Annotated in this window: 17 protein-coding genes and 1 other RNA gene; 2 read left to right on the top strand and 16 right to left on the bottom strand. The window is 42.0% G+C overall.

The features are described 5' to 3' along the window. Window positions 1–42: 42 nt before the first annotated feature. From IAE45_RS00480 to IAE45_RS00445, 8 genes are all read right to left on the bottom strand, one after another. Complete coding sequence (locus IAE45_RS00480) at window positions 43–276, bottom strand: hypothetical protein (RefSeq protein ID WP_081118683.1); 234 nt, start codon at window positions 274–276, stop codon at window positions 43–45. After that, on the bottom strand, window positions 273–653 hold the full coding sequence (locus IAE45_RS00475) for a hypothetical protein (RefSeq protein WP_081118684.1): 381 nt from the start codon (window positions 651–653) through the stop codon (window positions 273–275). The genes IAE45_RS00480 and IAE45_RS00475 overlap by 4 nt, the downstream gene beginning before the upstream one ends. Window positions 654–736: 83 nt before the next feature. Further along, entirely contained in the window at window positions 737–1,396 is a 660-nt protein-coding gene (locus IAE45_RS00470; RefSeq protein ID WP_081118685.1) for an HD domain-containing protein, read from the bottom strand. A 147-nt stretch (window positions 1,397–1,543) separates the two neighbouring features. Then, entirely contained in the window at window positions 1,544–3,058 is a 1,515-nt protein-coding gene (locus tag IAE45_RS00465; protein ID WP_081118686.1) for a carboxypeptidase M32, read from the bottom strand. Next, on the bottom strand, window positions 3,055–4,218 hold the full coding sequence (locus IAE45_RS00460; protein ID WP_081118687.1) for a THUMP domain-containing class I SAM-dependent RNA methyltransferase: 1,164 nt from the start codon (window positions 4,216–4,218) through the stop codon (window positions 3,055–3,057). The genes IAE45_RS00465 and IAE45_RS00460 overlap by 4 nt, the downstream gene beginning before the upstream one ends. Window positions 4,219–4,284: 66 nt before the next feature. Further along, an RNA gene (rnpB, locus tag IAE45_RS00455) (RNase P RNA component class B) lies at window positions 4,285–4,650 on the bottom strand. A gap of 19 nt (window positions 4,651–4,669) precedes the next feature. Then, the gene (gene gpsB / locus IAE45_RS00450) at window positions 4,670–5,080 is read right to left on the bottom strand and encodes a cell division regulator GpsB (RefSeq protein ID WP_005226142.1); all 411 of its coding nucleotides are present in this window, start codon (window positions 5,078–5,080) and stop codon (window positions 4,670–4,672) included. Between the two features lie 71 nt (window positions 5,081–5,151). Then, entirely contained in the window at window positions 5,152–5,697 is a 546-nt protein-coding gene (locus tag IAE45_RS00445; protein ID WP_077453483.1) for a DUF1273 domain-containing protein, read from the bottom strand. A 70-nt stretch (window positions 5,698–5,767) separates the two neighbouring features. On the opposite strand from IAE45_RS00445, the gene recU reads away from it, so the two are divergent. Both recU and IAE45_RS00435 read left to right on the top strand, forming a co-directional pair. Further along, window positions 5,768–6,406 carry a Holliday junction resolvase RecU gene (recU, locus tag IAE45_RS00440; RefSeq protein ID WP_077453414.1) on the top strand — a complete coding sequence of 213 codons (639 nt, stop codon included), beginning with the start codon at window positions 5,768–5,770 and terminating at the stop codon, window positions 6,404–6,406. Further along, window positions 6,396–8,717 (top strand): PBP1A family penicillin-binding protein, encoded by a 2,322-nt coding sequence (locus IAE45_RS00435; protein WP_321205994.1) that lies wholly within the window; start codon window positions 6,396–6,398, stop codon window positions 8,715–8,717. Before recU ends, IAE45_RS00435 begins: the two co-directional genes overlap by 11 nt. A 409-nt stretch (window positions 8,718–9,126) precedes the next feature. Here the strand turns inward: IAE45_RS00435 and nth are convergent, their stop codons facing one another. From nth to IAE45_RS00395, 8 genes are all read right to left on the bottom strand, one after another. Next, the gene (gene nth, locus IAE45_RS00430; RefSeq protein WP_200124412.1) at window positions 9,127–9,783 is read right to left on the bottom strand and encodes an endonuclease III; all 657 of its coding nucleotides are present in this window, start codon (window positions 9,781–9,783) and stop codon (window positions 9,127–9,129) included. A gap of 24 nt (window positions 9,784–9,807) precedes the next feature. Beyond that, the gene (locus tag IAE45_RS00425; RefSeq protein WP_077453417.1) at window positions 9,808–10,509 is read right to left on the bottom strand and encodes a DnaD domain protein; all 702 of its coding nucleotides are present in this window, start codon (window positions 10,507–10,509) and stop codon (window positions 9,808–9,810) included. 111 nt (window positions 10,510–10,620) lie between these two features. Continuing rightward, window positions 10,621–11,007 (bottom strand): RidA family protein, encoded by a 387-nt coding sequence (locus IAE45_RS00420; protein ID WP_077453418.1) that lies wholly within the window; start codon window positions 11,005–11,007, stop codon window positions 10,621–10,623. Further along, window positions 11,004–11,444 (bottom strand): Fur family transcriptional regulator, encoded by a 441-nt coding sequence (locus IAE45_RS00415; protein ID WP_077453419.1) that lies wholly within the window; start codon window positions 11,442–11,444, stop codon window positions 11,004–11,006. The genes IAE45_RS00420 and IAE45_RS00415 overlap by 4 nt, the downstream gene beginning before the upstream one ends. A 166-nt stretch (window positions 11,445–11,610) precedes the next feature. Beyond that, window positions 11,611–12,540 (bottom strand): cysteine synthase A, encoded by a 930-nt coding sequence (gene cysK / locus IAE45_RS00410; protein ID WP_081118689.1) that lies wholly within the window; start codon window positions 12,538–12,540, stop codon window positions 11,611–11,613. Between the two features lie 200 nt (window positions 12,541–12,740). Further along, complete coding sequence (locus IAE45_RS00405; protein WP_081118690.1) at window positions 12,741–13,610, bottom strand: glucosaminidase domain-containing protein; 870 nt, start codon at window positions 13,608–13,610, stop codon at window positions 12,741–12,743. 370 nt (window positions 13,611–13,980) lie between these two features. Continuing rightward, a complete protein-coding gene (gene tkt, locus IAE45_RS00400; protein ID WP_081118691.1) occupies window positions 13,981–15,978 on the bottom strand; it encodes a transketolase in 1,998 nt (665 codons plus the stop codon). A gap of 100 nt (window positions 15,979–16,078) precedes the next feature. Then, complete coding sequence (locus tag IAE45_RS00395; RefSeq protein ID WP_081118692.1) at window positions 16,079–16,318, bottom strand: DUF896 family protein; 240 nt, start codon at window positions 16,316–16,318, stop codon at window positions 16,079–16,081. Window positions 16,319–16,422: the final 104 nt, after the last annotated feature.

The following is a 16,422-nucleotide window of genomic DNA, read 5'->3' as shown; positions in this document are numbered from 1 at the left end:
GCCACTCCCGTAGTAAAACAGTTTATCAACCACAAAAAGCGTTTATTCGTCGGCTAGTCCTTCATCCGGGTCTGTCTCTGACGTATCAGCAAAAGATTCTTTTACATCATCATTGACTTGTTCCAACAAATACTGCCAGTCACTATTTGATACAACCACAACATCGATATTTTTTTCTTCATCGATCAGCTCCAGATTCGAAACATCCTCTCCTAACTGCTGGAATAGGTCAATCAATGTTTGGTCTTGTAGCGTTACGTATTCAGTCCGTTTCATTCTTCTTCCCCCCATGAATCAAAAAATTCATAAAACAAGATATCGAAACTAGTAAGATCGGTCATCTTTTGCAAAGTAGATAAATCTAAACGAATAAACGCTTTTTCCACTAATAAATAATGGTTTTCTTCCAACGCTTCTTCGATAAATGGTAAAATCTCTTCCTCGTCCCCTAATGTCTCACTAGAGATTTGGTCGATTTGATCAAATAAGCGATCATCTTGTAACAAAAAGAATTGATCGTCGTAAAGATAGACTGCGATTTGATATTGCCGGATGGGTAGCTCAGCCTGAATGACAAAAAAACATTCCCCTGAATTGGAAATTGCTGGCAATAGTTCATTCGGTTGTAATGCCTGTTGGTAGTACATTTCCATCCCTCCTTTGTACTTACTATTATAAAGAACAACGGAAGAAAAAGGAAATAATCGAATTTTCGTTTAAAAAACTCTAAACAAAGCTATACATCCCATTCTGTATAAAATTCTTGCAAGAAATCTTTCATAAAAGCCACACGTCGCTGGGCTTCTTTTTTGCCATACGCCGTGGTCATCTTTTCGGGAAGCAAAAATAGTTTTTCATAAAAATGATTGATCACCGTGGTTCCTTTACGGTAATCCTGATGATCTTGAAACGTCTTTGGTGCTAAGTTACTGTCATGGATCGGGTGTTGATGACTGCCACCAAAATAGCTCGTTCGTAAAATACCGATCGCACCTAAAGCATCGAGACGATCTGCATCACGGACCACACGTCCTTCTACTGAAGCTACCTGTGCCCCTTGTAAAAGTTCTTTTGAAAAAGATAGATTCTCAATAATAGAAAAAATTTCTTTCGTTTGTGCTTCACTGGCTCTCGCTGCGGTCAAACAAGCTCGCACCTCGGTATACGCCGCTGTGACATCCGCTACAACTTTATCATCCACTGTATCGTGTAAGTAGGCTGCTGCCTGAACGACAAAGGTATCAACCGTTAATTTGTCGGCATCGATGATGGCTTGACTTAATCCCGCCACTCGTTTGACATGATCATACCCATGTCCTGTGTGATCGTTCCCCAGTATACTCTTGGCATAAGCAATTACTTTGCTAAGATCTGCCGCATTGTTTTCCTTGTTCATCTTTCTCCTTCTTTCGATACGAAAGCAGCTAACCTGCCTTTTTTCAATTGATGATAGCGCGAAAACGAAAAGAAGTTCAACAAAACGAGCTCCCACTAAACAGTTGAGGAGGCAACGCCTTGCGAAGCTTCTTTCCACTTGTTACTTTTAAGCGAAATCTTGCGTCTCGCTGATTTTATAGACACTAAAATAGATCTTACGTAAATAGTCTAATAGGTATTGAGGATTCAATAATTCATCCGTTGCATCTAAAATCAATTCATTTGGTTTCTTTGATGCGCCATATTGATGAATATTTTCAGTCAACCATTTACGAATCGGTGAATAATCATCTGAAGCCAAGACTTCATCGACATTGATTTCTTTTTCCATCGCATGAAGTAATTGTGCTGCATACATATACCCTAGAGCATAGGATGGGAAATACCCGAAGCTTGAACCTGACCAATGAACGTCTTGTAGGATCCCTTCAAGGTCATTTTCTGGTCGAATCCCTAAATATTCCTCGTATTTGTCATTCCAGATTTTCGGTAGTTCATCGATCGATACGGTTTCGTTAAAGATCATTTTTTCGATCTCGTAACGAATAATGATATGGATCACGTAGGTCAAACTGTCAGCTTCAATACGGATCAAGCTAGCTTTTGAGTGTTTTAAAGAGTCATAGAAAGTGTCAAAAGACACATCATCAAACGTGCCTTCCGCACATTCTTGGAAAAACGGGTATTGCTTTGCCCAAAAATTGCGGTTGCTGCCGATAATGATCTCATTAAACAGCGATTGGGATTCGTGGATCCCCATTGACGCCCCTTCATGGACCGGTGTTCCTTCGTATTTTTCGTCAATGTTTTGCTCATACATTCCATGACCGGCTTCATGAATCACACCGAACAGTCCCATTGAAAAGTCGTTTTCACTCCAACGGGTGGTCAAGCGCACATCGTTGTGGTTGATCCCAGTGGCAAATGGGTGGACCGTATTATCCAAACGACCACGAGAAAAGTCATAGCCTAAGTCGGCAATCACTTTTGAGATAAATTTGCGTTGTTGCGCTTCGGTCATCTTACGTGAGAGGATCGAAGTATCTGGCGCTGTTCCTTTTTCAGCCAATTGACGACGAATATCCATGATGCCGTCTCTCACTTGCGAGAAAACATTATCCAAGATCTCAACCGTCATATTCGGCTCGTATTGGTTTAACAGCACATCGTAATTCGTTCGCTCATTTTTTTTCCAATAAGGAATCAATTCTTTCGTCAAGCGAATGTTTTCAGAAAGTGCGTCTTTAAATAAAGAAAAATCTTTTTCTTTGCGGGCTTTCAACCAAGCAGTATGTGCTTTTGACGTAGCTGCTGAAGCGGCCATCGCTAACTCATTGGGCACATCTTTTTGCAATTCATACTCTTCTTTGACTAATTGATACGCCGCTTTCCCTACTTCAGATAATTCTTCTGGGTGCTTTCCAAAATAGCTGATCGCTTCTTGGATTGGTTCCCCAACTTTTTTGTCAAAATAGAGACCATATAAATAGCTGTCAACTTCCGCCCGGTAATCACTGGCTTTTTCTGGCATCCCCGTTTGGTTATCCCAGCCTAGGATCCCCATTGCTTGTTGTAATAGATCGATTTCTTTTAATTCTTTCAGAAATTCTTGTTCTTTCATTCAGCAGACTCCTTTTTGCGTGGCGGACGTTGTCCCCAGTATTGGAAGAGATCGGTACGAATCGCACCGTTGTATAATTTGCGTTTTTTCGTTGCTTTCTCACCATAATGCGTCTCGAAGGTCAAATCACTAGTTAAAAAGTACTTGCTCCAGGTTTTAAGGGGCCGAAACACTTGGCCCATTTCTTGATACAATCGTTGAACAGATTCTTCTTCCCCTAAGCGTTCACCATAAGGAGGGTTAGCCACAACGACACCATATTCTTTTTCTGTTTTAAAGTCCTTAACGGCTTGTTGTTTGAAGGTGATCGAGTCTCCTAGACCGATTTCTTCTGCATTTCGGCGGGCGCTCTCAATCATTCGACCATTGATATCTGAGCCAGTAATATCCAATTCGACATCATAGTCTGCCGCTTCATCTGCTTCTTTTCTTACTTTTTCAAAGACTTCTGCTGGGAACCAATCCCACGTTTCACATACGAATTCCCGATTAAATCCAGGGGCGATATTATGGCCGATCAAAGCTGCTTCAATACATAAGGTCCCTGATCCGCAAACAGGATCGACAAAAGGCTTGTCTTTGTACCAATTTGTCAGCATCACTAAAGCCGCAGCCATGTTTTCTTTCAGAGGTGCGCCCCCTTTTTCTAAACGATAGCCGCGTTTAAACAAACTAGGGCCAGTCGTATCCAATGTGATCATCGCATGGTCTTTCAATAAAGCGACTTCTAATTGGAAAAAAGCGCCCGTTTCAGTCAGAGGCACACTTGCCGGACGATGGTATACTTCTCTTAAGCGATTGACGATTGCTTTTTTGGTAATCGCTTGACAATCAGGCACACTAAACAGTTTTGATTTGATTGACTTTCCGGCTACTGGGAATTCAGCATCTAAAGGTAAAAAGTCTTCCCACGGTAACGCTTTAACTTCTTCAAACAACTGATCGAAAGTCAATACGTCAAATTCTCCGACGACGATTTTGATCCGATCTGCTGTACGGAGCCACAAATTCGCGGTAGCAATGGTCTCCATTGTCCCTTTAAAGCGCGCTCGGCCGTTTTCAACCTCACACTCGATCCCTAAATCCCGTAATTCTTTGCCCACAAGTGCTTCTAAACCGCTCGCAGCGGTGGCAATACAATTAAATGTTTTTTCAGTCATAACGCTCTCCTTCTTGATATAAAAAAACCTTCCGTTGCTGGAAGGATTCCCTGATAGGTTGTGATTTTCTATAAGCCATGTTTTGTCCGTATTTTCCTCAGGGAGAAGAAAACACTGGGTAATTATCTATCTGCAATTACTTGCCTTCTTGCTCCGTTCATTTCCGTGCAAAAAGTGCCCCTACCATTGTTTGGGTTGCTCGCTCGAGGGGTTTACCGCGTTCCACCAAGACGGTTTCCCGGCTTGCTTCGTCACTGTGGCACTTTCAAGGATACTTTGGCATAGCTTGCACCTTAGCCATTTTTCCTGCCGTTACTTTCTCAAGTACCCTAGCTTATGGTTTCGCTAGGCACGAACACTACAAGCGTCTCAGCTTGTGCGAGCATGGACTTTCCTCAGCATAATCGAGTTATGCCGCAATTACCCGAAAACCACAACTATCTTTGCTAAATTAGAATTGACGGGTTTTTTCGTTATCATCTTCAAAATCAGCATTTGTATAATTGCTGTTGTATGAAGAAGAACGAGTGACAGGTTCTGATTCACGATCAAGCTTTTTGCCAAAAACTTCTTTTTCAAGATTCGACAAACGTTTTAAAATATCAAAGTTTGTGACTGTTTGGCTTTTCGGTGCTTCTTGTTGAACACGAGAAGCGATTGCTTGGTTTTTCGACAATTGATCGATTTTCGCTGTCAGACGATCATTTTCTTCTTGCAGGGCTAAGATCTCTTTATTGTAGCTTTCGTAGTCTTTAATGATATTATCTAAAAACTCGTCCACTTCCACTGGATCGTATCCACGCATTTTTGTTTTGAATTCTTGTTGCAGAATATCTTTTGGACTATAAATTAAATTTGCCATTATTTACACCTCATTGTTTATTCCAAATGGTTTTCACTTTCTAGACCATTCTAACAAAAAATACACGAAAATCAAAGTAAATTACTATCAAATGTTGCGTTTTGTAAATCATCCATTGTTATTTGATGAATAAAGTAGGGATTTTGCTCACTATAGGCTTTGGCATCTCTTAAGAAATAATTAGGTTTTCCTGGAAATTCATCATCATATAACACGAGCGCACCTTCGGTATGTTCAAGCAAAAACGCGGTGTGATTTCTTAATTGACTAGGATCTTGGTAAGGCTTATGGCTGGTGGCATTGACATAATCGGCAAATGACTTCGCTGTTTGCAGTGCCTGCTGATTTGTTTCGTTCCAATTTTCACCAAATCCTTCAAAGGGAAAAATGATTCCTAGTTTCAGTTCGGGGTATGTTTGTTTCAATTGTTCTGTGACTTCTGCGCACCATAGCTCTGCCCCAAGATTTCCGCTGATCAAGACCCACTCCAAGCCTTCTTCCAAATAATTAGTCAAGGCCGACATTATTACTTTCTTAATAACTGCAATCTTGGGATCTTTTGCTTGAAAGACACCTAATTCATAATTACGATAGCCAGTAAAGTATAAGGTTTTCATTGTTTCTCTGGTCATCTCTTTTCTTTCCAAACGACTTTTTGGTATAATGTTGCCTAGGAGTGTGAACAACATGGTTATTCGTTACCCGAATGGACAATCTACTACCTATGATGACGGCAAAAAACAAAAAATGCAAGAAAAACTAATAAAGCCAAAAACGTATGCCAATCGTGGGATGCGTTTTGAAGAAGCGATCAATGAAAGCAACCTTTATTATTTAAATCGTAAACTTGCGGTCATTCATAAGAAACCGACACCAGTTCAAATCGTCAAGGTAGATTATCCGAGAAGAAGCGCCGCAGTAATTAAGGAAGCCTACTTTCGAGAGGCCTCTACCACCGATTACAACGGTGTTTATCAAGGGCAATATATCGACTTTGAAGCGAAAGAGACTCAAAACAAAACGTCATTTCCCTTTAAAAATTTTCATCCACACCAAATCAAGCATATGGAAGACTGTTTGGAACAAGCAGGATTATGTTTTGTTCTTTTATGGTTTTCTAGTCTACAACGCTGCTTTTTCTTAGATAGCAAGTGCTTAGTTTCTCAGTGGCACCTGCAAAAGGAAACCGGAAAAAAATCAATGACGTTGACCTATATCGAAACCAATGGGATCGAAATCATCCCTACCATTGCGCCGCGTATTCCTTATTTAAAAGCAGTTGATCAATTTTTAACGATGAAGGAGAATGATGAGTATGGCAAATGAATCACAATCGAGGACCTCTCGGCATGATTCTAAGAAAGGTACTGCTAAAAAAGCATCAAAGCCCCCTAAAGCCAAAGGCAAACGAAGTATTGGGAGTATTATTTTAAAAGTGTTTATGGGCCTATTTTTCTTAGGCTGTATCGGGATTTTATCAGGAATGGGGCTGTTTTGGTGGTATGCCAAAGATGCGCCAGCACTTGATGAAACACGTTTGGATTCGACTGTTTCTTCACGTTTTTATGCCTCCAACGGTGAATTGATCACTGAATTCGGAAGTGAAACGAGAGAAAAAATCACGGCAAGTGAGATCCCCCAACTGCTAGAAGACGCGATCGTCTCTGTCGAAGATCGTCGGTTCTATCAGCATATCGGGGTTGATCCGATCCGGATCGTTGGTTCTGCATTATCCAATGCCACAACCGGCGGTATGCAAGGCGGAAGTACCTTGACCCAGCAATTGATCAAGCTGTCCTTCTTTTCTACCAGCGCCGAAGATCAAACATTACGAAGGAAAGCACAAGAAGCTTGGATGGCGGTTCGGCTTGAACAAATGAAATCAAAGCAGGAAATTTTGACTTACTATATTAATAAGGTGTATATGTCCAACGGGGTTTATGGAATGCAAACAGCCGCCATGAAGTTTTACGGCAAACCTTTGGCTGAACTAGATCTTGCCCAAACTGCCTTAATAGCTGGTTTACCAAATGCCCCTTCTGCTTTTGACCCTTTCGCTCATCCTGATAATGCGAAAAGTCGTCGAGATGTGGTTTTAGGCGCAATGCTTGAAAACGAGAAAATCACGCAAGCAGAATATGATGCCGCCGTTGCCGAGGATATTCAAGAAGGCTTGCAGAAAAACCCACGAGAAAATCAAGAGTGGAAATACTTTGATAATTACTTCAACGAAGTGATCGCAGAAGTTAAAGAAAAAACCGGCAAAGATGTTTATACAGATGGTTTAGATATTTACACCAATGTCGATATCGATGCACAAAAACGGTTATATGATATCGTCAACAGCGATGACTATGTTAATTATCCAGACGACAAGATGCAAGTTGCCGCTACCTTAGTTGATGTCAATACGGGCAAAGTCACGGCTCAAATCGGTGCCCGCAACGTTGATGACGTTCTCGCAAACAATCTGGCTGTCAACGTCGCTCGGGACTTTGGATCGACCGTTAAACCGATCACAGACTACGGCCCTGCCTTCCAATTTTTACAAGACTCTACCGGTAGAATGATTTTAGATGAACCTTATACTTACAAAGGAACCGATATCCCTGTGTACAACTGGGATCGCCAATATATGGGCAACATCACGCTGCGAACTGCTTTAGCAGAATCTAGAAATGTACCAGCAGTGAAATTGTTTGATGAAGTTGGTGCGGATAATATCGCAGACTTTCTTAGCGGTCTAGGTATCGAATACCACACGATCACTCAATCTAATGCGATTTCCAGCAATACGGATAAATTAGATGGCACAAAATATGGAATCTCCAGCCTGAAAATGGCCGCTGCTTATGCTGCGTTTTCAAATGGTGGCACCTATTATGAACCTCAGTATGTCAATAAAATCGTCATGCAAGATGGCACAGAAGATGAAGAATCCTTTAAAGTTGATGGTCAAGAAGCAATGGATGATACCACTGCTTATATGGTGACAGATATCTTGAAAGATGTTATCTCCGTCGGTACTGGAACCAACGCGCAAATCGATGGTTTGTACCAAGCAGGGAAAACGGGAACTTCCAATTACACCGATGACCAGCTAGCACAACTTGATACATCGAATGGTGCCTACCCTGATATTACTTTTGCCGGCTATACTCCCTCCTACTCATTGGCGGTTTGGACCGGATACAACGACAAAATGACACCTATCACTGATAGTAGTACCCATGTGGCTTCTGATGTTTATCGAGAATTGATGCAATATGTTTCTGCTTCTGTAGAAAACAAAGACTGGACAATGCCAGATGGTCTGACACGGATCGGAAATGAACTTTATCTTGAAGGAACTTATACCCAGCCGACCTATTCGGCACCAAGTTCTTCTAGCAGTAGTTCCTATGTTGAACCTTCGACATCTTCTACAGAAAGCAGTGAGTCAACCGAATCTAGTTCAACCGAGTCCTCAAGTGAAGTGACACCACCAGTATCGACACCGGATGAGGATGATTCATCATCGGTCGTTACACCTCCTGCTTCTAGTCAGGACCCTGGCTCAACAACACCTTCCAGCAGTGAAGAAAATCCTTCCTCACCGCCGGATCCGCCAGAGCCAAACGATGGCAATTCCGAATAACTGTGAATAGCGAAAAACAGTAGATCAACGTTTGATCTACTGTTTTTTTTTGAATCACTACCATGAAAAAAGAAGCTTACTTTTCAAGCTCTTAAAAAATAATCTCTTATCAGATAACTGATAGACCTGCTTGTGCATTTCATCAAACAAACCAATCACATTTTCTTTCGCCTTGTTGACTTAATAAACTCTCTTTGGAATGATCATGAATCCCCTCGATTCGCATTTTGGTCTTAAGAATCATCTGTTCTGGTCTGATCTTTGCCTCTTGAATCACTCGGTTTGCTTTTCTTCTAGCAAAGACTAAGACTCCGCTGCACTCTGTTCATTTGTTCTTTTTTAGCAAGTAAAAACGCTAAGCAAAATTGCCTAACGTTTTTAATCATAACTAGTTTATTTTGCGTACTTTTTAGATAGTTTTTTTCCCCTTCATCCGGAGCTTCCCTTCTTGACACATCGCCAGCAACGGGCAAATCTCACACTTTGGTGCCCTTGCAGTGCAATGATAGCGGCCGAAAAAAATCATTGTATGGTGGGTTTTGACCCACAATGGTTCGGGAATCTTTTTCATCAGCGTTTGTTCAACTTCTAATACATTGGCGTCTAATTTACAGATACGTAATCTTTTTGATACCCGTTCGACGTGAGTATCAACAGCAATTGCCGGTATGCCATAGGCATCACCTAAAACCACGTTTGCAGTTTTTCTACCGACACCTGGTAACGAAACCAAATCCTCTCTCGTTTTTGGCACTTCCCCACCAAAACGCAATAGCAATTCTGAAGCACAAGCCTTGATATTTTTTGCCTTGTTTCGATATAAACCGATCGACTTGATTTTTGCAATCACGTCTTCTAAAGGTGCTTCGCTCAATGCTTGCGGTGTGGGATAGGCCTCAAAAAGCGAAGGGGTGACTTTATTTACCGAGACATCTGTTGCTTGCGCACTTAAGATGACTGCTATCAATAATTCAAACGCATTTTTAGATACCAATTCGCCATGCGCTTCGGGAAACATCTCATACATTGTTTCGATAGCGGACATTGTTTTTTCTTTACTGATCATAGGACTATTTGAACTCCTTGTCTGTTACTCTCCTTCTAACCAATTATGCATAGGGATTTTGGGCATTGGTCCTTCTTCCTGTGAAGCATTCTCATTTTGAAGAAATTGTTTTTTTCTTCTTTTTTGTTCTTCCTCAACTTGCGCTTTCGACGTAATATTCTTACGTTCCCACGAAAGTAAGATACGATCGATGTAATTCAAGCTATAAGCCTGATTCAAAACCGCTTCTCGCAAAGCAAACTGAATCAGTTCCGGATCGTAGTGGTCCTCATCCAACCACTGCCCGATCCGCTGGTATTCGATCGCTGACAACGGCCGACCGAACTCTCCTTCAAACAAACGATATAACCCACGAATTTTTTCTTCATTTGATTCTGCTTTTTCATTTTTTGATTGCTGTTTTAAGAGAAATTCTAGACGCTCATAAATACCTGTAAAATCATAATAATCAACCATTTTCCCAGCAGTATCTTTTTTTGACTCCATCCGCACTACATCTTTTTTTAGCAATTGATTTAACCAATGATAAATTTCTTTTTGATCACTGCCCATCACAGAGGCAATCTCACGTAAATCGGGAAAATCATTTCCTTGCTCATGACTCCGATACAACTGCAGCCATAACAAAAATTCATCATTCGTCAATCCCAGATGATGGTAATTCTCTAAAAGCAAATTTGAAATTGTTGTTTGCCCTTTTGCTAAATATTCCTTTAACGAAACCATACTGCATCCTCTTCTCCTTGATTCACCTGAAACCCTATGATCCTTTCGTTCAGGATCAATCCAATAAAAAGGGGACGACGCAAATGCGGACGTCCCACGATTCCTTGTTGGTTACGCTTTTTCTTTCACTGCCGCGATGATTTCAACTTCAACCAAAACATCTTTTGGCAAGCGAGCAACTTCTACAGCAGAACGTGCCGGTAACTCTTCATTGAATAACGTACTATACGTATTGTTAAAAGGAACGAAGTCATTCATATTTTTTAAGAAACAGGTAGTCTTTACAATATCATTTGGTGTCAGTTCTGCCGCTTCAAGAATCGCTTCAATATTTTTTAGTACTTGCTGTGTTTGAACCTCAATCGTCGTGCCGACAACTTCCCCTGAAACAGGATCTAACGGCACTTGACCAGAAGCAAACAAGAAGCCGTTTGCGATTTTTGCTTGAACGTAAGGACCGATTGCTTGTGGCGCTTGATCAGTAGCGATTATTTTCATTTTGTTTCCTCCTCTTTCGCTTGGCACTCTGGACATAGACCATAAACTTCTAATCGATGGTTATTTATTTGATACCCAGTTAGTTTTGAAGCAGCCATTTCGACATCTTCAAGCCCTGGATAGTAAAAATCAGCGATCTTTCCACACTGTTGGCAGATAGCATGATAATGAGGCTCAGTTGTAAAATCAAATCGACTGGAGGCATCTCCATAATTCATTTCTTTTACAAAGCCAATTTCTGTGAATAAACGTAAATTATTGTAGACCGTTGCGACACTAATACCAGGAAAATGAACTTCAATCGCCCGATAAATCTCTTCAGCAGTTGGATGAGCATCGTGACTGGCCAAAAATTCTAATATCGCTACTCGCTGCGGTGTAATACGAATATTCTCATGTTTTAATCGTTTGATCGCTTCATCGTAGATCGTACTCACAGGAGTTCCTCCATTTCTCTTATCTTTCCTATCATACTATGTAAAACCCAAAAATTCAAACAGCTTTCCTTGTTTTTTTCTAAGGTATAGCGCTTTTTTCAGCCCGTCTTTATGCCCCTTTTGAGAAAGAAAAGCAGACAATCCAATGTCTGCTTTCTCCTTCTTGTTAGTCTTCAAACTGATAGAGCGCTGTGGACAGATAGCGTTCGCCATTGTCGGGCACGATTGCTAAGACTTTTTTCCCGGAACCTAGTTCTTTTGCCACTTGTAAAGCAGCTTGGATCGCAGCTCCTGAAGAGATACCTACTAAGATTCCTTCTTTCATTCCAACTTCGCGTGCAGTTTTCATCGCATCTTCACTAGCAATTGCAATGACTTGGTCATAGATTTCGGTGTCTAATACTTTAGGGACAAATCCAGTACCGATCCCTTGAATCTTATGCGGTCCTGGCTTGCCACCTTCTAAAATCGCAGATTCGGCAGGCTCAACACCAACTATTTTCAAATTGGGATAGACGCGCTTCAGTTCTTTACCCGCTCCAGTGATCGTTCCACCAGTGCCGATCCCAGCGACAAAAGCATCTAAACCTTTTGATTCAAACGCATCCTCAATTTCTTTACCTGTCGTTTTTTCATGAATTTCTGGGTTAGCCGGATTTTCAAATTGTAATGGCATATAGTAGCCGTCTTGCTCTGCTAATTCTTTTGCTTTATTGATGGATCCTGTGATCCCTTCAGATCCAGGGGTCAAAATCAACTCTGCGCCATAAGCTTGTACGATTTTGCGTCTTTCGATACTCATCGTTTCTGGCATAACCAACACAACGCGATAGCCTTTTGCCGTACCGATCATGGCTAAACCAATCCCTGTATTTCCTGAGGTTGGCTCGATAATCGTATCGCCAGCTTTCAATAAGCCACTTTTTTCAGCTTTTTCAATCATGGCTAAAGCAATTCTGTCCTTTACGCTACCCCCAGGATTGAAAAACTCTAATTTCACATACACATCAGCAGAACCTTCTTCTACGATATGATTTAATTTGACGATTGGCGTATGACCAACTAATTCATTGACCGATTGATAGATTTTTGTCATTGAAAATCCCTCCCGTTCTTATTCTTCCATTCTACCTAAAATACCTCGGAGTTGCGAATAAAAAGTAAGCAATTTCAAATTTTTTTTCTTATAGTTTTCTACTTTGGTCTTTTTCCACTGACTAGAGTTTGATTGTCACGACAAAAAAACCTTAAGATTAGCTGCAGTTGTAGCAACCCATCCTAAGGTTTTTAATATACTTATACGATCAACTCTTGTCCGATGACGATTGTCTCACTGGATAATCCATTCGATGCCATCAACGCATCAACGGTTGTGCCAAATCGATTGGCGATATCCCAAAGCGTATCCCCAGAAGCAACTTGATAGCTCTGAGCTGAAGATGTACTACCTGAATACGTGGTCGTCGTTGTTTCGCTGGTCGTTGTGCTCGTTGTGTTTGACCATGCTGTACTTTGTGTCGTTCCTGTATCGAACCGTGTAAGCTGATAGGTTTCGATCAACCAGTTCAGTTTTTGTGCGTAACCTGGATCGGTAGCATAGCGCCCCGTCAAATAATTTGTCGCATCATAAAATGAGGTGGTTTGGCTTTTCCAGACACCACTGTAATGGGCAGTCCCTGTCGCAAAACTTGTACTTCGCAAGACGTTCGCATGATCCTGAAACGATTCCCAATAAGAGTTATATTGACGAAACGGTTCATTCATTTCTACCCACTGACCATTCAAATACTCTTGGGTAGGCATATACACACTTTGACCGTTGTAGCTGCCTTTGACCCCAAACAAATTGTAATAAGGTGCATTGGATAATGCGGAAGAACCATAGCCGCTTTCTAAAATTGCTTGAGCGATCATCACAGAAGCATACAGATCATTGTTGGCAGCAACATCTTGTGCTGACCAGCCAATTTGCTCGATGAAACCTGAGATGTCTTGCGTCGCATATTGGTTCTCAGCAGCTTGTACTTGTTGAGGAACGAAAGAGATCGCCGTTGGAGCTAACATCATTCCGGCGCTCATTAGTGAAACGACCGCCTTCTTGCTAGGTTTTTTACTCGACTTCTTTGGTTGATGATGTCTTTCGCTTCTAGTTTGATAGCTTTTCATTTTACCCTCCACTAAGTGTACGTTTTTTTAAATAAATCAATAAAACTATTATACGGAAAAACTTTCAGCTATGCAAACAATGTCTCCTTTTCGATCGCTAAAAAAACTTTAAAAAAACTTTTCAGTCCCCCTCCTCATTTTCCGATCCATCGCCGAGTTTTTTAAAAAACTATTTGCTTTCATCCTGTTGCTTTCCTCTTCGTATTCAAAAACTTTGTATCTTGCTATGAAACCTTTTTTTCAAAATCTTAGCCACTGCTAATCTACATCCATCACTCTGGCACTTTCAGAGTGATAATAACTCGAAAAAAAACACGTTCGAAAATCGAAAAGATTCTCGAACGTGCAGCTTTTTCTTTGTATCGACCAATTAGTTGATTGATTTGAAGGTATTCACCACATTTTCAACACTGAAGCCGAATTCTGCTAATACCTTGTCACCAGGTGCGGATGCACCGAAATGATCGATCGCGATCACTTTTCCATGGCAGCCAGTGTAACGTTCCCAACCAAATGGGGAAGCCGCTTCGATCGCTACCCGTTTCTTCACTGCTTTTGGCAAGACACTTTCTTTGTATTCTGAGCTTTGGGCTTCAAACAGATCAAAGCTTGGTAAGGAGACCACCGATACATCGATGCCTTCTTCTGCCAATTTAGCTTGTGCTTGGACCGCAAGATTCACTTCAGAACCTGTGGCGATCAAAATACCCGCTGGTGTTTCACCGGCTTGTTTTGAAATCACATAGCCACCTTTTGCGACATTTTCATCCGCACCGGTTTGCGTGCCTTCGATCACTGGTAGGTTTTGTCGACTTAAGACTAAGACCGTTGGCTTATCGGTTGTCGTCATGGCCAGTTTCCAAGCAGCACGGGTTTCATTGCCGTCTGCTGGACGAATCACTTGGACATTTGGCATGCAACGGACGCTAGCTAATTGCTCGATCGGCTCGTGGGTCGGTCCATCTTCTCCAACCGCCACGGAGTCATGCGTCAAGACATAGATCACAGGCGCATGCTGGATCGCAGACAAGCGCACCGCTGGACGCAAGTAATCAACGAAGACGAAGAAGGTTCCACCATAGATTCGCGTACCGCCATGCAATTGGATCCCGTTCATCGCTGCCGCCATCGCAAATTCTCGGACACCAAACCAAATGTTGCGGCCTTCGTATTGGCCAGGCTCAAAGTCTTTTTCTGCTGCCACCATCGTGTTGTTGGAACCAGAAAGGTCAGCCGATCCGCCCCATAAGCTAGGTACGGCTTTGGACAACGCTTGGATCATCTCTTTGCTGGATACCCGGCTAGCTTGTGAGCTGCCAACTTCGTAGCTTGGTAATGCTGCATCCCAATCTGCTGGCAATTCACCTGCAAAGGCTTGTTTGAATTGCGCCGCAAGTTCTGGATAGGCTGCTTCATAGGCATGGAAAGTTTCGTTCCAAGCTGCTTCAGCTTTTTGCCCTTCATCGATCATGGTTTCTTTGAAGCGCGCAGCAACTTCGTCAGGTACAGTAAATTCTGGGTATTCCCAGCCATAAATCGCTTTTGCTGCAGAAATGCCTTCGGCACCGATCGGCGCACCATGGACGGCAGAGGTGCCTTGATTTGGCGCACCGTATCCGATCACAGTCTTGATTTCGATCAAGGTTGGTTTGTCGCTTTCAGCTTTTGCTTCGTCGATTGCTTTTGAGATCGCTTCTAAATCATTGCCGTCTTCAACGAGAATATGTTGCCAGCCATACGCTTCAAAACGCGCACCGACATTTTCTGTAAAGGCTTTTGAGGTCGGACCATCCAGGGAGATGTCATTTGAATCGTACAAGACGATCAGTTTATCTAATTTCATGTGACCCGCCATGGATGCAGCTTCTTGCGAAACGCCTTCCATCAAGTCCCCATCGCCACATAAGGCGTAGGTATAGTGATCAATGACTTGATACTTGTCGCGATTGTAGGTTGCCGCCAAGTGGGCTTCGGCCATCGCCATACCGACTGCCATAGCGATCCCTTGTCCTAAAGGTCCAGTGGTTGCTTCCACGCCGTCTGTGTGATCGACTTCTGGATGCCCTGGCGTGCGGCTATCCCATTGACGGAAGTTTTTTAGATCCTCAATGGTCACATCGTAACCAGACACGTGCAACAAGCTGTACAATAACGCCGAACCGTGTCCAGCAGACAAAACAAAGCGGTCACGATCCACCCAGTTGCGAGAAGTCGTTGGATTGACTTTCAAGTGTTTCGTCCACAAGGCATAGGCCATGGGTGCTGCCCCCATCGGTAATCCTGGATGTCCTGAATTGGCTTTTTGTACGGCTTCGATACTTAATGTACGAAGGGTGTTCACTCCTAATTGATCGATTTTATCAAACAATGGTAGTTCCTCCTAATTTAGGTTTTTTTTACCTTTATTACATCTCTTATTATACGTGATTCAGATGCTTATTTCAATAGCAATGAAAAGGAATTCACAATTATCTGCCGTGGAGACCTTTTTTCTTCTGAATCTCTTTCAATTTTTCTGGTGTCACATCAGAACCTTCAGGATCAACGATTTTCATTCCTTCAATATGGTGACGCATTCCTCCACGAAAGGCGGTTAAATACTCTTCACGTAGAACTTTTTGTTCGTTCGTTTCTGCCTCGGTCAATCCTTCTGTTTTTTTCTTGTTGGCAAGTTCATTGATTCGAGCTAATTTTTCTTGAGATAGCATATTCGTTCCTCCTTTTCCCTCTTGATTTTACTACAAACTAGCGAATAAAAACAATAGCGCAAAAAGCGAACATTTGTTTGAATATTCGATATACCTATGGTACA

The sequence above is a fragment of the Enterococcus sp. S53 genome (assembly GCF_016516865.1).
GTDB classification, from domain to species: Bacteria; Bacillota; Bacilli; order Lactobacillales; family Enterococcaceae; genus Enterococcus_D; species Enterococcus_D innesii.
The sequence above is the reverse complement of the archived record's forward strand: the minus strand, read 5'-3'. Positions and strand labels throughout refer to the sequence as shown.

Coding starts and splice junctions, on each gene's coding strand:
- gpsB (WP_005226142.1), bottom strand. CDS start 5,080: ATGGCAAATTTAATTTATAGTCCAAAAGATATTCTGCAACAAGAATTC.
- IAE45_RS00475 (WP_081118684.1), bottom strand. CDS start 653: ATGGAAATGTACTACCAACAGGCATTACAACCGAATGAACTATTGCCA.
- IAE45_RS00465 (WP_081118686.1), bottom strand. CDS start 3,058: ATGAAAGAACAAGAATTTCTGAAAGAATTAAAAGAAATCGATCTATTA.
- IAE45_RS00445 (WP_077453483.1), bottom strand. CDS start 5,697: ATGAAAACCTTATACTTTACTGGCTATCGTAATTATGAATTAGGTGTC.
- IAE45_RS00435 (WP_321205994.1), top strand. CDS start 6,396: ATGGCAAATGAATCACAATCGAGGACCTCTCGGCATGATTCTAAGAAA.
- IAE45_RS00425 (WP_077453417.1), bottom strand. CDS start 10,509: ATGGTTTCGTTAAAGGAATATTTAGCAAAAGGGCAAACAACAATTTCA.
- cysK (WP_081118689.1), bottom strand. CDS start 12,540: ATGACAAAAATCTATCAATCGGTCAATGAATTAGTTGGTCATACGCCA.
- IAE45_RS00405 (WP_081118690.1), bottom strand. CDS start 13,610: ATGAAAAGCTATCAAACTAGAAGCGAAAGACATCATCAACCAAAGAAG.
- IAE45_RS00420 (WP_077453418.1), bottom strand. CDS start 11,007: ATGAAAATAATCGCTACTGATCAAGCGCCACAAGCAATCGGTCCTTAC.
- IAE45_RS00470 (WP_081118685.1), bottom strand. CDS start 1,396: ATGAACAAGGAAAACAATGCGGCAGATCTTAGCAAAGTAATTGCTTAT.
- nth (WP_200124412.1), bottom strand. CDS start 9,783: ATGATCAGTAAAGAAAAAACAATGTCCGCTATCGAAACAATGTATGAG.
- IAE45_RS00480 (WP_081118683.1), bottom strand. CDS start 276: ATGAAACGGACTGAATACGTAACGCTACAAGACCAAACATTGATTGAC.
- recU (WP_077453414.1), top strand. CDS start 5,768: ATGGTTATTCGTTACCCGAATGGACAATCTACTACCTATGATGACGGC.
- IAE45_RS00395 (WP_081118692.1), bottom strand. CDS start 16,318: ATGCTATCTCAAGAAAAATTAGCTCGAATCAATGAACTTGCCAACAAG.
- IAE45_RS00460 (WP_081118687.1), bottom strand. CDS start 4,218: ATGACTGAAAAAACATTTAATTGTATTGCCACCGCTGCGAGCGGTTTA.